We start from the raw sequence: 14,946 nt of genomic DNA, 5'->3' as shown, positions 1-14,946 counted from the left end.
TGCTCAGAAGTACGTCTGCACCACGTCGACGACGTTGTATGCATCGTCGATGACGGGAATCTGGCGCCACTTGTCGAACGTCAGGCACGGGTGCGAGATGTCGAAGGCGATCATGTCGCCGACCTTGATGTCGTCGCCCGGGGCGATCTTCAGGTAGGCGTGCTGATCCATCATGCCGGTCACTTCCCAATGCGCAGGCGTGGCCGACGGTGCCTTGTCACCCGGACGGAAATGCAGCACCGGCAACGGCAGGCCGGCATCGAAGGCCGCATCGCGCTTGCCCAGCGCCACGATGGCGCGCTCGCCTTCCGGCACCGATTGCACGTAGGCCCACAGTTGCAGCGCGGGCAGCAGGCTGGAGCGCATCTTGTGCGCGATCGGGTTGTTGGCGTCGATACGGGCCTGCGCGGCTTTGTAGATGCCGACGTCGTGCGTCAGGTAGCAGCCGGGGCGCAGCACCACGTCCAGCGGCTGGCCGATCTCGGTCTTGGCAAATTCTTCGGCCACCACGTCGTACCAGGCTGAACCGGCACCGGTCAGCACGGCGGGCGTGCGTTGCAGGCGGCCAGCCTTTGCGAGATCACCAATCACCTTCACGGCGCGCTGCAGGAAGGCACGGATGTCGGCCTCTTCCTTGATCACGCCTTCATACACTTCCACGCCCGCCAGCTTGACGGCGCCATTGGCACGCGTGAGCGCATCCAGCACCGATTGCAGTTGCGCCTCATCGCGCACACCGGTACGGCCGCCCTGCACGCCCAGCTCGATCAGCACCTGGATCGGATGGCCCGCCTTGCCAAAGAAGGCCGCGAGTTGATCCACTTGATCCGCCGCATCCACCAGGCAGAAAAATTCGAACGACGGATCGGCCAGCAGCTCCGCCAGGATCGCCATGTTGCGCTTGCCGACCAACTGATTGGCCATCAGCACGCGACGCACGCCATGCGCGTAGGCAACGCGCGTCTGGTGTGCCGTTGCCAGCGTGATGCCCCAGGCGCCACCCTCCAGTTGGCGCTGGAACAGGCGCGGCGCCATCGTCGTCTTGCCGTGCGGTGCCAGCTTGACGCCGTATTCGCCCACAAAACGCTGCATCCAGGCCAGGTTGTGTTCCAGGCGCGACTGCGAAAGCACTGCCACCGGCAGGTTCAGGTCTTCGCTCAATACGTTCCAGCGCTGCGCAGCGATCTGCTCCGGCGCGCAAGCGGCTTCCAACGCACCCAAACCCTTGTCGAGCGGGTTGACGACGGCGTTGGTGTCTCCTTGGTACTTTGTATCACTCATGGAAATCGACTCGCGTTCCTTTGGGGGTAAACATCGGGTTGACACAATGATAGCGGCGAAACTATTCTCCGGGCCAGCCTGTTACAAAGTACCAAAACACCCCGATCGCAGCTATCCGGACAACTACCGGGAGCCCAGCATGCTTGAACCAATGCGCGAACCGATGGACATCGTCACCCGAATCTCTCAGCGTGCCGCCGAGTTGCGTCCCGCTGAGCAGAAGGTCGCGCAAACGGTGCTGGGCGACATTGCCGAAGCGGCCGCCGGCAGCATCCAGACGCTGGCCGAACGCGCCGGCGTAAGCGAAGCCAGCGTCACCCGTTTTGCCAAGGCCATGGGTTGCCGCGACGTGCGTGAACTCAAACTCAAGCTAGCGCAGGCAGCCGCAGTCGGCCAGCGCTTTCTGGATGGCGGCGCCGATCGCCCGCCCTCCAGCGCCGACGGCATCCTGGCTGACATCAGCAACGTGCTCGAAGCCAATCGCGCACTGGTGCGGCCCGAGGCCTTCCGCGCCGCCGCCGAGGCACTGGCCGTGGCCCGCATGATCGCCGTGTTCGGCATGGGCGGCGGCTCGACCACCATGGCCGACGAGATGCGCTACCGCCTCGCCCGCCTGGGACGGCCAGTCACCACCTATCATGATTCGATGCTGCAGCGGATGGTCGCGGCCACGCTCAGTCCGGACGACGTGGTGGTCGTGTTCTCCGTGACCGGCCACGTGCCGGAGGTGATCGACAGCGTGACCATCGCGCGCGAATACGGCGCCAAGATCGTGGCCATCACGGCCATCGGTTCGCCGGTGGCGGCGCTGGCCGATGTCTTGCTGCCGATCCAGGCCATGGAGACCGATTTCATCTTCAAGCCGTCGTCATCGCGCTACGCCATGATGATGATGATCGACCTGCTGGCGACGGAGGTCGCACTGCGGCAGGCCGATCGCAGCAAGGAGCTCTTACGGCGCATCAAGTACGTGCTCGATGCGCATCGCGGCGGCGGCAACCGCCAGCCGCTTGGGGATTGAACATGCAGCAGTACGACACCGTCATCCGCCAGGTCCGCATCGTCGACGGCAGCGGCCACGAGCCCGAGGCCACGTTGTTTGACGTGGCCATCACCGATGGGCGCATCGCTGCCATCGCCACGTCGGATTCCACCGCGTGGCTGGGCGACGAAGAGATCGCCGGCGAGGGCCGTGTGCTGGCCCCCGGCTTCATCGACGTGCATACGCACGACGACACCAACGTGATCCGCACGCCCGACATGCTGCCCAAGGTGTCGCAGGGCATCACCACGGTCATCGTCGGCAACTGCGGGATCAGCGCGTCGCCCGCCACGCTCAAGGGCGATCCGCCGGACCCGATGAACCTGCTGGGGCCCACCAGTGCGTTTGCGTATCCGACCTTTGCGTCGTATGTAGATGCCGTTGAGCGTGCGCAGCCGGCCGTCAACGTGGCCGCGCTGGTTGGTCACACGGCGCTGCGCAACAACCACTTGGACCGCCTCGACCGCCCCGCCACCGCCGACGAAGTCGAAGGCATGCGCACGCAACTGCGCGAGGCGCTCGACAACGGAGCGTTGGGACTGTCCACCGGCCTGGCCTACGCCAACGCGTTTGCGTCGACCACCGAAGAGGTGATGGGCCTTGCCGAGCCGCTGGCTGAAGCCGGCGCCATCTACACCACGCATCTGCGTACCGAATTCGCCGCGATTCTCGACGCGATGGAGGAGGCCTACCGTATCGGCAAGCACGCGCGCGTGCCCATCGTGATCTCCCACCTGAAGTGCGCGGGCGCCGCCAACTGGGGCCGTGCGGGCGAAGTGCTGGAGTCAATCGAAGGTGCCCAGCGCTATCAGCCGGTGGGCTGCGATTGCTATCCGTATACCGCCAGCTCATCCACGCTGGACCTGAAGCAGGTGACGGACGAATTCGACATCTTCATCACGTGGTCGGAACCTGAGCCGGGCATGGCTGGGCAAACGCTCAAGGAGATCGCCGCTGCCTGGGGCACTGACCTGATGGAAGCCGCCCGCCGCCTGCAACCGGCGGGCGCGGTGTACCACAACATGTCGGCGCAAGACCTGGACCGCATCATCACGCACCCGGCCACGGTGATCGGCTCCGACGGCCTGCCGAACGATCCGAAGCCGCATCCGCGCCTGTGGGGCGCCTTCCCGCGCGTGCTCGGCTACTACAGCCGCGAGCGCAAACTGCTCTCCCTGTCAGCGGCCATTCGGAAGATGACGGGCCAGTCTGCCGAGCGCTTCGGCCTGACCGAGCGTGGCCTGGTACGCGAAGGTTACTGGGCCGACCTCGTGCTGTTCGACCCCGAAACGGTGCGCGACGTCGCCACCTTTACCGATCCGCAGCAACCGGCGGCCGGCATTGCGGCGGTTTGGGTGAACGGCCATCTGTCGTATCAGGATGGCGCTGTGCAGCCGCATCGCGCCGGGCGCTTCCTCAAGCGCGGGCCGCGTGCACAGGCAGCCGCCGCCGTTGAGCTTCACTGAATCTCTGTATCTGCTTGAAAGAAAGGAACGTAGCGATGACGATTACCCGAATTGGCGTTGAAGGCGGCACCGGCACCGGTGGCCAGCACCTCCCCTTTGCCCGCGCAGCCGGCGCAGACGGCTGGCTGTTCGTCTCGGGCCAGACGCCCATGGTGAACGGCGAGGTAGTCGGCAACGGCATCGTCGAGCAGTCGCACCAGACTATCAAGAACGTGCTGGCCATCCTGGCCGAAGCGGGCTACGGCCCCGAGCACGTCGTGCGCTGCGGCGTGTGGCTGGATGATCCGCGTGATTTCCAGTCGTTCAACAAGGTGTTCAAGGAGTACTTCGGCGCCAACCCGCCCGCTCGGGCGTGCGTGGTGTCGAGCATGGTGATCGACTGCAAGGTCGAAGTCGATTGCGTGGCGTACAAGAAGCCGTAGTTCGCAACACAAGCGCATTTCAAAAGAGGCGCCCTGCACGACGGGGCGTCTCAACAACAAGAGCCGTGAATATCCCTGAGGAGGAAACCCGATGGTCCCGATGCAAGGCAACTCGCTATTGCTAACCGCCGCGTTGGCGGTGGTCGCGCTGATCTACCTGATCGCCGTCCAGAAACTGAACCCGTTCGTTACGCTGATCGTCGTCTCGCTCGCGCTGGGCGTGGTGGTCGGCATGCCGATGGGCGGCATCGTCAAGGCGTTCGAAACCGGCGTGGGCAACACGCTTGGCCACATTGCGCTGGTGGTGGGCTTGGGGACCATGCTCGGCAAGATGATGGCGGAATCCGGTGGTGCCGAGCGCATCGCCAAAACGCTCATCAGCGCCTTTGGCGAGAAAAACGCGCACTGGGCAATGATGGTGGTGGCCTTCATCATCGGCTTGCCGGTGTTCTTTGAAGTCGGTTTCGTGCTGCTGATTCCGATTGCCTTCAACGTGGCCAAGCGCACGGGCACGCCGATCCTGATGGTCGGCCTGCCGATGGTGGCAGGCCTGTCGGTGGTGCACGGCCTGATCCCCCCGCACCCGGCTGCGCTGCTGGCCGTGACGGCCTACCAGGCGGACATCGGCAAGACCATCATGTATGCGTTGATCGTCGGCCTGCCGACTGCCATCCTGGCGGGTCCGGTGTGGGCGATGCTCGTTTCGCGCTACGTCAAGCCGAATGAAAACAACCCGCTGGCCGCGCAGTTCGTTGAAGCCGACCAGAAGCGCGAACTGCCGGGCTTCGGCATCACGCTGTTCACGATCCTGCTGCCGGTGGTGCTGATGCTGATCGGCAGCTGGGCGGACCTGATCGCCACGCCCAAGACGCTGGCCAACGATATCCTCAAGCTGGCCGGCAACTCGGTCATGGCGCTGCTGATCGCCGCGCTGGTGAGCTTCTATACGTTCGGCAAGGCGCGCGGCTTCAACCGTGAGGCCATCCTCAAGTTCACCAACGAGTGCCTGGCGCCGATCGCCACCATCACGCTGGTGGTGGGTGCAGGCGGCGGCTTCGGCCAGATCCTGCGTGACTCGGGCGTGTCGAAGGCCATCGTGGGCGTGGCCACGGATGCGCACCTGTCGCCGTTGCTGCTGGGCTGGGTTGTCGCCGTGATGATCCGTATCGCCACCGGCTCGGCCACCGTGGCCATGACCACCGCCTGCGGCATCGTCGCCCCCATCGCTGCTGCGTCGGGTGCCGCTGTTCGTCCGGAGCTGATGGTGCTGGCAACCGGCGCCGGCTCGCTGATCCTGTCGCATGTGAACGACGGCGGCTTCTGGCTGGTGAAGGAGTATTTCAACCTGACCGTGCCGGAAACCTTCAAGACGTGGACGGTGCTGGAAACCATCATCTCGGTCGTGGCGCTGCTGCTGACGCTGGCGCTGTCGACCATCGTTTAAGCTGTTCTGTTGATGTGAAGTTGATCTAGGAGAACGTTGTGGGTATCGATTCCGTCGTCAAGGCCGGCCCAGTCATTCCGGTGCTGCAGTTCCAATCTGTCGATGAAGGCGTCAAGGTGTGCCGCGCGCTGTACGAAGGCGGTATCCGCACGTTCGAGATCACGATGCGCACGCCGGTGGCGCTGGATGTGATCAGCGCGGTTGCCAAGGACCTGGGCAGCGACGCCATCGTTGGTGCCGGCACGCTTACGCGGCCGGAGCACTTTGCGCAGGCGAAAGAAGCCGGTGCTGTGTTTGCCGTATCGCCGGGTATCACGGCTGCGCTGGCACTGGCGCAGGCCGATGTCGGCCTCGATTGGCTGCCGGGCATCGCCACGCCTTCCGAGTTGATCACAGCCTTGGAGTTTGGCCTGACCACGCTGAAGTTCTTCCCGGCGGAAGCGGCAGGCGGCATCCCGATGCTCAAGTCGATCTACGGCCCGTTCGGCGACGTGCGTTTCTGCCCCACGGGCGGCATCACGCCGCAGAGCTCACCCGATTACCTCGCGCTGCCCAACGTGGTGTGCGTGGGCGGCTCGTGGATGGTGCCCAAGGACAAGGTCGCTGCCGGCGACTGGGCAGGCATCACGGCGCTCGCCAAGGAAGCGGCCGCGCTCAAGCGGTAATCAACCTCTCCTCTCTCGCGCGGCCGGTTTCCGCATCAAGCAAAACTGACCGCGCGCTCCATCTGTTCCCGATACTGGACGATGTCCTCAATGGTCAGCACCGGCAGGTTGTGCTGATCGGCAAAGCGCACCGCGTCGTCACGGCGCGCCATGGTGCCGTCGGGCAGCATCAGTTCGCATAGCACCGCAGCGGGCGGCAAGCCCGCCAGACGCGCCAGGTCGACCGAGCCTTCGGTATGGCCGCGCCGCGTGAGCACCCCACCCTCCTTCGCCACCAGCGGGAACACATGCCCGGGGCTGACGACCGATTGCGTATCGGCATCCGGCGCAGTGGCCGCGCGAATGGTCGTGATGCGGTCCGCCGCCGACACGCCGGTGCTCACGCCCGTACGCGCCTCAATCGACACGGTGAACGCCGTGCCGTACTGGCTGCGATTGTCTTCCACCATCGGGCGCAGGCCGAGCGATGCGCTCTTCTCCGCCGTCAGGCACAGGCAGACGATGCCGCTGCACTCGCGGATCAGCATGGCCATGCTGGCCTGCGTGAGCTTGTCGGCGGCAACGATGAGGTCGGCCTCGTTCTCTCGGTCGGCGTCGTCGAGCACAACGACGGGCACGCCAAGCCGCGCCGCATCGAGTGCAGCCGCCATGCGTGCAGGCATGTCGGCCGGATCAAAGCGGGCTTCGATGGCGTCAAGAATCCCATTGCTGGTGGGCAATGCGGGCGGGTGAACTACAGGAGATTGCTGAGTGGACAACATGGAAACGCTCCTCGCTGAGATTGGCGACAAGACGTTCCAGGGCAAGCAGACAAACACGCCCGTGCAGCGGCACACCTGGCAAAGGCCAAGCGCGCCCCAGTAGCGGGAGCGTGTTGTTCCGCACATCTTCTTCCATCCGGACTCTGACCGTCGGCCCCGGCATCTCACCGGATCTGCTGACCCCGATATGCAGGTGCATATCGGGCGCTCGCGGGCTCACGGACCAAGGTCCGCATACCGCCGGTGGGGAATTCCACCCCGCCCTGAAGACGTACTGCACCGGCAGGATTGCCGGCAGGCGTCATGCTACCGCAACAAGTTGCAATGCATCGACCCTACTGACGGGTCGGGAAAAGCGATGCGCTACTCACTTCGCCCGCGCCAACATGGCATGCAGCAACACGTCGGCACCGCGCGTGACGTCTTCGGGCAGCGCATCTTCGGCCTCGTTGTGGCTCAGGCCGTTGACGCACGGGATAAAGATCATCGCCGTCGGGCAATGCTTGGCGATGTGGATGGCGTCGTGCCCCGCGCCGCTCACGATGCGCTGGTGCGGGTAGTCGAGTGCCGCCACCGCATCGGCCACGGCTTTCACGCAGGCGGCATCGAACGGCGTGGCGGGGCTCACCCAATGCTGGTCGATCTGCACGGTCAGGCCACGGCGCGCGGCAACCTCAGCAAAACGCCCACGCAGCGCGGCTTCCATTTCCGCGATACGGGCGTCGTCGTGGTGGCGCAGATCGACGGTGAAGGTCAGGTCAGCGGCGATGGTGTTGCGCGACGCATTGCGGATGCCGATCTCACCAACCGTGACCAAGCCACGTGGCGCAAAGTCATCGACCAGCGCTTCCAGCGAAGCCGCCATCTCGGCCGCAGCGAACAGTGCATCGCGACGGAAGCGCATCGGTGTAGTGCCGGCATGCGCGGCCTGCCCCTGCACGCGCACGTCGAGCCAGCGGATGGCCTGCCCGCCCGTGACGACGCCGATCGGCACACCGTTCTCCTCCAGGATCGGGCCTTGCTCGATATGCGCCTCGAAGTACGTATCGAACGGCTCACCGGGGATGGCGCGTTCGCCTGCGTAACCCGTCGCCGCCAAGGCATCCGCAACTGAAACGCCCTGCGCATCGCGCGAAGTCAGCGCTTGGTCGAGCGGCATCACGCCGGCAAACGCGGCGGAGCCGAGCATGGCCGGCGTGAAGCGCGCGCCTTCCTCGTTGGTCCACACGACGATCTCGATGGGCTTGTTGGTTTCGACCCGCGCGTCGTTGAGCGTGCGCACAACCTCCAGTGCGGCCAACACGCCGTACACACCATCAAAGCGACCGCCTTCCGGCTGCGTGTCGAGGTGGCTACCGCTGGCCACTGGTCGTGCATCAGCCGACTTGCCCGCACGGCGCGCAAACAGGTTGCCGACGCGATCGGTGCTGAGCGTCATACCAGCCGCTTCGCACCAGCGTGCAAACAACGCGCGGCCTGCTGCGTCTTCTTCCGTGAGCGCCAGACGCCGCACACCGCCCTTGGGCGTGCCGCCCACCGCTGCCATTTCCATCAGGCTCGACCACAGCCGCGCCCCATTGACCTTCAACATGTCTCCATTCCTTCGCATGCACGCCGACCGGCTCGGCGCATCTGGGCGTCTTTATCTGGCAGCGGGAGAAGACGCGTCAAATTGCGAATGTTTATCCGGCATATAAATCAGGCAAATACCGTTGGCGCGAAGCATGCATGAGGTCATGGATCTGCCAAGCGCTCGCACCGCGATGGCGCAATCACAGCGGCCAGCGCCCAACCCAAGGGCATAAGCACGGCTAATACGGGGAATCAAAAATGCGAATTTGCCGGCATCTGCGTGGATGCGCATAAATGGCAGCATCGGCTGACGACCGACACCCCGCCTCCACGGCACAGACCGGCGCACGAACGCCGGCGGCGTGGCGGCGGGCACGCCCAATAAAGGAGGACGCCCCATGTCAGCAGCACAACCATCCACGGTGACGCACCAGCCGGTGCGCGCGGCCACCGCCGCCTTCATCGGCACCGCCGTCGAGTTCTACGACTACTACACCTACGCCACCGCCGCGGCGCTCGTGCTTGGCGAGGTGTTCTTCCCGAGCAGCAACCACTTCCTGAGCACGATGGCGTCGTTCGCGACGTTCTTTGTGGGCTTTATCGCGCGGCCGCTGTCGGGTGCCGTGTTCGGCCATCTGGGCGACCGCATCGGCCGCAAGAAAATGCTGCTGGTGACGATGTTCCTGATGGGCATTGCCACCACGGGCATCGGCCTGCTGCCGGGCTACGCGACCATCGGCGTCTGGGCGCCGATCCTGCTGGTGCTGCTGCGCGTGCTGCAGGGCATTGCGGTGGGCGGCGAATGGGGCGGCGCGGTGCTGATGGCGAGTGAACACGCACCGAAAGCCAAGCGCGTGTTCTTTGCGTCGTTCCCACAGATGGGCAGCCCGGTGGGGTTGATCCTGTCGCTGCTGTCGTTCCGGCTGGTGTCGTCGCTCGATCATGAGAGCTTCATCACGTGGGGCTGGCGCTTGCCGTTCCTGGCGAGCTTCATCCTGCTGCTGGTGGGGGTGGCGATCCGCATGGGCGTGAAGGAATCGCCTGAGTTCGAGCGCATGAAGCAGAACAACGAGGTGCTCAAGAACCCGGTGGGCGAAGTGCTGCGCACGGCGTGGCGCCCGATCGTGCTGGCGGCCATGGCCACCACGATCGGCTCGGCGGGCTTCTTCTTCACCAACACGTTCATGATCTCGTACGTGACCACGTACCTGGGCATGTCGAAGGCGTTGATTCTCGATTGCCTGTTCGTCGTGACGATCCTGCAGTTGCTGTCGCAGCCGGTGTCGGCGCTGCTGGCGCAACGCTACGGCGATACGCGTTTCCTGACGTGGGCCGCGTTCATCTCGATGCTCACGCCGTATCCGATGTTCCTGCTGGTGAGCACGCAGAACCCCGTGGCGATGGTGGCAGGCATCACGCTGGCGGTGGTCACGCTGTCGGCCGTGTATGCGGTGATTGCGGGCTTCATGACGCCGGCATTCCCGACGCGCGTGCGCTACTCCGGTATTTCGATCGCCTATCAGGTCTGCACCATGATCGCGGGCGGCACCACGCCGCTGATCGGCACGATGCTGGCCGAGCGCTACAAGGGCGAATGGCTACCGCTGGCGCTGTTCTTCACCGTCCTTTCCGCGATCTCGCTCATCGGCATCATCGGCCTGGGCCGCTATCGCGACGGCAAGCAGCCAGAACAAGCAGCCGCACTTGCCACGAACTGATGTCTTCCCTCACACGCATTCCCATGGAAGCCCAACACGTTTCGCTGCACACGCGCCGCCCGGCGGCGTTCTCTGAAGCCGAATGGCAGGTCCGCACCGACCTCGCCGCGCTGTACCGGCTGATCGACCATTTCCGCATGACGGACATGATCGACACGCACATCACCGCGCGCCTGCCCGACGAGAACGGACGCCCGACCTTCCTCATCAACCGCTACGGCGTGCTGTTTGGCGAGATGCGCGCGTCGGATCTCGTGAAGATCGATCTGGACGGCAACGTCATCGACGAACGCGCTGATGCGGACCCAGAGCACTACGCCGTCAATGCAGCTGGTTTCACGATCCACTCAGCCATCCACGCCGCGCGTGAGGACCTGCATTTCGTGGTGCACACGCACACGGCGGCGGGCATTGCGGTCTCTGCGCAAGAGCATGGCCTGCTACCGATCAGTCAACACGCGCTGAAGTTCTACGGCAAGCTCGCGTATCACGACTACGAGGGCATCGCGCTGGACCTGGGCGAGCGCGAACGCCTCGTGTGTGATTTCGGCCAGCACAAGGCGATGATCCTGCGCAACCACGGTCTGCTGGCGGGTGGCAACACAGCCGCGGATGCATTCCACGAGATCTACTTTCTCGAACGCGCTTGCCAGGCACAGATCCAGGCGCTGGCCGGGGGTACGCCGCTGCGCTTTCCGCCGGAAGAGGTGCGCCAACGCACCGCCGCGCAGTTCAATCGGGAAGAGTCGCCCGTCATCGCACGCCGTGCATGGCTTGCGGCGCTGCGGCTGATCGACACCTCCCGCTCCGACTACCGGAGCTGACGTATGACCACCCTCGCCCTCATCAGCCGCGACTACGACATGTCGCACCTGGTGTCCTCCATCCTGCGCGCGGCCCCGGAACTGGACGTGCGCATGTACGGCGAGCCCGCCGCGCAGGATGCGGAAGTCGCTGTCTGCTGGAACCCACCGGAAGGCGCCATCGCCGCGATGCCGCACGTGCGCCTTGTGCACAGCATTGCGGCCGGCGTCGACAACATCCTTGTTGATCCCACCTTGCCCACCGTGCCGCTGTGCCGCGTGGTCGACCCACAGCACGCGCGTGGCATGGCGGAGTTCATCACCTGGGGCGTGCTGCATTTCCACCGGCAGTTGCACCGCGTGCTGGCCAACCAGCGCAGCGCAACGTGGTTCCGGCCGGCGCAGCAGCATCCGTCAACCTGCACCGTCGGCGTGATGGGCCTGGGAGAGATCGGCTCGCACGTAGCAGGAGAACTGCACCGTCTCGGCTTCAACGTGCGCGGCTGGGCGCGGCAATCGCGTGATCTGCCGGGCATTGGCGTGTATTGCGGCGAGGCTGGCCTGCCGATGTTCCTGGAAGGGACCGACATCCTGATCTGCCTGCTGCCGCTCACCGATGCGACGCGCGGCCTGCTGAATGGCAACACCTTCGCGCGGCTCAAGCCCGGCGCCAGGCTGATTCATGTGGGGCGCGGTGAACATCTTGTCGCGGCCGATCTGCTGGAAGCGCTGCAAAGCGGGCACCTCGGCGGCGCCATCGTCGACGTGTTCCCCAACGAGCCGCTGCCGGCGGATGACCCACTCTGGCGCGCAACCAACCTGATTGTCACGCCGCACATGGCGTCGGTCGCCAGCGCTGACACGATTGGCGTACAGGTCGCACAGAATGTGCGGCGCCTGCTCAACGGCGAGGCGCTCGCCAACGTCGTCGACGTCTCGCGCGGTTACTGACTACCCGCTGTTTCCGGATAGCGCGCATCGATAAAGCGATGCAGCGCTTCCAGGAATGCCGCTTCCGCCGCGCTGAACTTGCGGTCGGCCATCCAGAGCAGGTGCATGTCGACATCGGCCACGCCGCCTTCGGGTGGCAAGCGTTGCAGACGGCCCTGCTCCACGTCGTCCTGCGCCACGTGCTCGGGCAGGCAACCGATGCCGAATCCCGCCACGATCAGCCGCCGCACTTCCCACATGCTCGATGACGAGCCAACCACTTGGCCCGTCAGGCCCATCTCGTCGCGGAAGAACGTCAGCATCGAAAGCGGATCGCCAATCTTGTCCCCAGTGAAGGAGACGAATTTCTCGCCAGCCAGATCGGCAATCTGCACATCCGCCTTGCCGAACAGCGGGTGGTACTGCCCGCAGAACAAGGCGTAGCGCTGGCGCAAGAACAGCCGGTGCTCGATCTTCTTGGGCAGCGCGCGCTTGGGTGACAGGCCCAGCGTGGCCGTGCGCAGCTCCAGGCTGCGCACCACATCGGCGCTACGCATTTCCTGGCATTCGAGTTCGATGCGCGGATAGTCTCGGTGGAAGCGCCCGAGAAACGCGTCGTAGTCAGGAAAGTCCAAGCCGCTGACGATGGCCACACGCACCATGCCGGCAATCTCGTGCCCACCCTCTCCGCTGGCTTGCGACAGGCGCGAGATGGTGCCGTAGACCTCTTCGGCAATCTGGCGGACTTCCTCGCCCGCGCGGGTAATCTCAATCGGGTTGGCCTGGCGATCGATCAGTTGCAGGCCGAGCTGGTCTTCGAGCCGCTTGAGTGCCTGGCTCACGGCGGGCTGCGTCAGGTGCAGGCGTGTTGCGGCACGGCTGATGCTGCGTTCCCGCGCAATGGCGAGGAAGGTACGCAGCAAATTCCAGTCGAGGCGGTCGTTGAGGTAGGTGTCGAGCTTGGTCTTGCTCATGGGGCGAATTGCGTTGGGGGATTGGGAGGATTCGGCCATTGCAAGCCATATGCCAGCGGCTAACCGTGCGCTAACCCGGCATGGACTAGAATCCTAGCCTTTCCGACCGTGCCCGCGAAGTTCACCCCAGCATGGAATCCCGCATTACTCCCTCCCGCCGCTCGCCTTGGATGGCGCTGATTGTCGTTGCGCTCATCGCCATGTTCCTCGCGCTGTGGACGGACGACCTGTTCCAGCGCTCCACCCTGTTCCGCCCCGATGAGGGCCGCTATGCGGAGATCCCTCGCGAGATGGTGGTCTCGGGCGATTGGGTGACACCGCGCCTGAACGATCTCAAGTATTTCGAAAAGCCGCCCCTGCAGTACTGGACGACGGCCGCCACCTTCCAGGCGTTCGGCATCAATGCCTGGGGTGCGCGCCTGTGGCCGCTGCTGTTCGGCCTGGGCGGCATCGTCATGACGGCGTGGACGCTGGCGGTCTACCGCGGTGGACGCGCGGCGGCAACGGGCGCGGCGATCCTCGCCTCGTCGTTGCTGTATCTGCTGTTCGGACAGGTCATCACGCTCGACATGGGCGTGGGCTTCTTCCTGACCGTTGGCGCGTGCGGTTTCGCGCTGGCGCAACGGCCAGGCGCATCGCGTGGTGGGCGTCTGGGCTGGATGCTGGTGGTGTGGCTGGCGCTGGCTGGCGCCACGCTCACCAAAGGCCTGATCGGGCTGGTGCTGCCAGGGCTGATCGGTGTGGCCTACCTGCTGATGACGCGCAACTGGGCGCTGATCCGCCGCATGCATTGGCTGCCGGGTCTGGCGCTGTACCTGATCGCCACGGTGCCCTGGTTCGTGATCGTGCAGCAGCGCAATCCCGAGTTTTTCGATTTCTTCTTTATCCACGAGCACTTCCAGCGCTTCCTCACCAACGAGCACCATCGCAGCGGCAAGTGGTGGTACTTCATCGCGGTGGGTGCAGCCGGGCTGCTGCCGTGGACGCCACTGCTCTTCACGGCAATTGGCAGACGCATTGGGCGCGTGGCCGATCTGTTTGTCGGCACGCGGGAGTTCGATCTGATGCGCTGGTCGATCGCCTGGACGGCGATGATCTTCCTGTTCTTCTCGGTCTCGAGCTCCAAGCTGCCGGGCTACATCGTGCCGGCCTTCCCTGCGTTGGCGATCATCCTGGCGCTGGCACTGGAGAAGATGCCGACCCGCGCCGTGGCATGGGCGCTGGGCGTGAACCTGCTGGTCGCCATCGGGCTGTGGTTTGCGGTGCCCCTGATTGGCGCCAAGGCGGGCGCCAAGATGCCGGCCGAGCAAGTGGCGCAAGCCATGCCGGTACTGCGCAGTGTGATGGCCATGCTGGCCATCGGCACGGTGGCAGCATTGGCGGCCCTGCGCTGGCAGCGGCACACGCTGGCGGTGATCGTGCTGTCGCTCTCCGCCCTGTTCTGCTGGGATCGCGTGCTCAACGCAACCGAGATCTTCCGCGATGCGCTTTCCGCGCGTGACGTCATCGAGAAGACGCAACACGCCGTCGGGCCGATTCCCGCCGAGATGCCGTTCTACTCGGTCGAGTGGCTGGACCAGACCGCCATCTACTACCTGGGCCGCCCGATGACGCTGGTTTCCGGTTTTGACGAGCTGGAAATGGGCGCCGGCCTGGAGCCGAACAAGGTGGTCGCCACCACGGACGAATGGATCAAGCGCTGGACCGACGGCCCGCCCGCCTACGCCTTCATGCGTCGCATGACATGGCAAAAGCTGCAAGCCGCTGGCGTACCGATGCGCCTGGTGGCCGAATCCGCCGACAAGGTGGTGGTAGCGCGCCGGTAAGCACGCGCGACGCCTCGCGAACGCAAAAACAAAGGGCCGCAT

The 14,946-nt window shown here is 64.9% G+C and carries 13 protein-coding genes and 1 riboswitch; of the genes, 9 read left to right on the top strand and 4 right to left on the bottom strand.

What is annotated here, in order from left to right:
- Positions 1-3: 3 nt before the first annotated feature.
- Positions 4-1,281 carry an amino acid deaminase gene (locus tag V6657_RS23185; RefSeq protein ID WP_048935843.1) on the bottom strand — a complete coding sequence of 426 codons (1,278 nt, stop codon included), beginning with the start codon at positions 1,279-1,281 and terminating at the stop codon, positions 4-6.
- Between the two features lie 151 nt (positions 1,282-1,432).
- On the opposite strand from V6657_RS23185, the gene V6657_RS23180 reads away from it, so the two are divergent.
- The 5 genes from V6657_RS23180 (at position 1,433) to V6657_RS23160 (ending at position 6,320) form a co-directional block, all read left to right on the top strand.
- Positions 1,433-2,302, top strand: a complete 870-nt coding sequence (locus tag V6657_RS23180; protein WP_048935842.1) for a MurR/RpiR family transcriptional regulator — start codon at positions 1,433-1,435, stop codon at positions 2,300-2,302.
- Between the two features lie 2 nt (positions 2,303-2,304).
- Positions 2,305-3,789, top strand: a complete 1,485-nt coding sequence (locus tag V6657_RS23175; RefSeq protein WP_048935841.1) for an amidohydrolase family protein — start codon at positions 2,305-2,307, stop codon at positions 3,787-3,789.
- A 35-nt stretch (positions 3,790-3,824) separates the two neighbouring features.
- A complete protein-coding gene (locus V6657_RS23170; protein ID WP_009240594.1) occupies positions 3,825-4,211 on the top strand; it encodes a RidA family protein in 387 nt (128 codons plus the stop codon).
- Positions 4,212-4,302: 91 nt separating this feature from the next.
- A complete protein-coding gene (locus V6657_RS23165) occupies positions 4,303-5,655 on the top strand; it encodes a gluconate:H+ symporter (protein WP_048935840.1) in 1,353 nt (450 codons plus the stop codon).
- A 38-nt stretch (positions 5,656-5,693) separates the two neighbouring features.
- Positions 5,694-6,320: a bifunctional 4-hydroxy-2-oxoglutarate aldolase/2-dehydro-3-deoxy-phosphogluconate aldolase gene (locus tag V6657_RS23160; protein ID WP_048935839.1), complete on the top strand. Its 627-nt coding sequence runs from the start codon at positions 5,694-5,696 to the stop codon at positions 6,318-6,320.
- 35 nt (positions 6,321-6,355) lie between these two features.
- Here V6657_RS23160 and ribB read toward each other — a convergent pair whose 3' ends face one another.
- Positions 6,356-7,081, bottom strand: a complete 726-nt coding sequence (ribB, locus tag V6657_RS23155; protein ID WP_048935838.1) for a 3,4-dihydroxy-2-butanone-4-phosphate synthase — start codon at positions 7,079-7,081, stop codon at positions 6,356-6,358.
- Positions 7,082-7,201: 120 nt separating this feature from the next.
- Positions 7,202-7,356: riboswitch (FMN riboswitch) on the bottom strand.
- Between the two features lie 92 nt (positions 7,357-7,448).
- Positions 7,449-8,672, bottom strand: coding sequence for a Zn-dependent hydrolase (locus V6657_RS23150; protein ID WP_082170310.1), 1,224 nt, complete (start codon positions 8,670-8,672; stop codon positions 7,449-7,451).
- Positions 8,673-9,051: 379 nt separating this feature from the next.
- Between V6657_RS23150 and V6657_RS23145 the strand changes: the two genes are divergently transcribed.
- Genes V6657_RS23145 through V6657_RS23135 form a run of 3 tightly spaced genes read left to right on the top strand, consistent with a single transcriptional unit; the run spans position 9,052 to position 12,125 of the window.
- Complete coding sequence (locus V6657_RS23145; protein WP_048935836.1) at positions 9,052-10,371, top strand: MFS transporter; 1,320 nt, start codon at positions 9,052-9,054, stop codon at positions 10,369-10,371.
- Between the two features lie 23 nt (positions 10,372-10,394).
- Entirely contained in the window at positions 10,395-11,195 is an 801-nt protein-coding gene (locus V6657_RS23140) for a class II aldolase/adducin family protein (RefSeq protein WP_048935835.1), read from the top strand.
- A gap of 3 nt (positions 11,196-11,198) precedes the next feature.
- Positions 11,199-12,125 carry a glyoxylate/hydroxypyruvate reductase A gene (locus V6657_RS23135; RefSeq protein WP_048935834.1) on the top strand — a complete coding sequence of 309 codons (927 nt, stop codon included), beginning with the start codon at positions 11,199-11,201 and terminating at the stop codon, positions 12,123-12,125.
- Here V6657_RS23135 and V6657_RS23130 read toward each other — a convergent pair.
- On the bottom strand, positions 12,119-13,078 hold the full coding sequence (locus V6657_RS23130; RefSeq protein ID WP_048935833.1) for a LysR family transcriptional regulator: 960 nt from the start codon (positions 13,076-13,078) through the stop codon (positions 12,119-12,121). The two genes, V6657_RS23135 and V6657_RS23130, sit on opposite strands and share 7 nt — an antisense overlap.
- Positions 13,079-13,248: 170 nt before the next feature.
- Between V6657_RS23130 and V6657_RS23125 the strand changes: the two genes are divergently transcribed.
- Entirely contained in the window at positions 13,249-14,904 is a 1,656-nt protein-coding gene (locus V6657_RS23125) for a glycosyltransferase family 39 protein (RefSeq protein ID WP_048935832.1), read from the top strand.
- Positions 14,905-14,946: the final 42 nt, after the last annotated feature.

The sequence above is a fragment of the Ralstonia sp. RRA genome (genome assembly GCF_037023145.1).
GTDB lineage: Bacteria > Pseudomonadota > Gammaproteobacteria > Burkholderiales > Burkholderiaceae > Ralstonia.
This window is presented reverse-complemented; position numbering and strand designations above follow the sequence as displayed.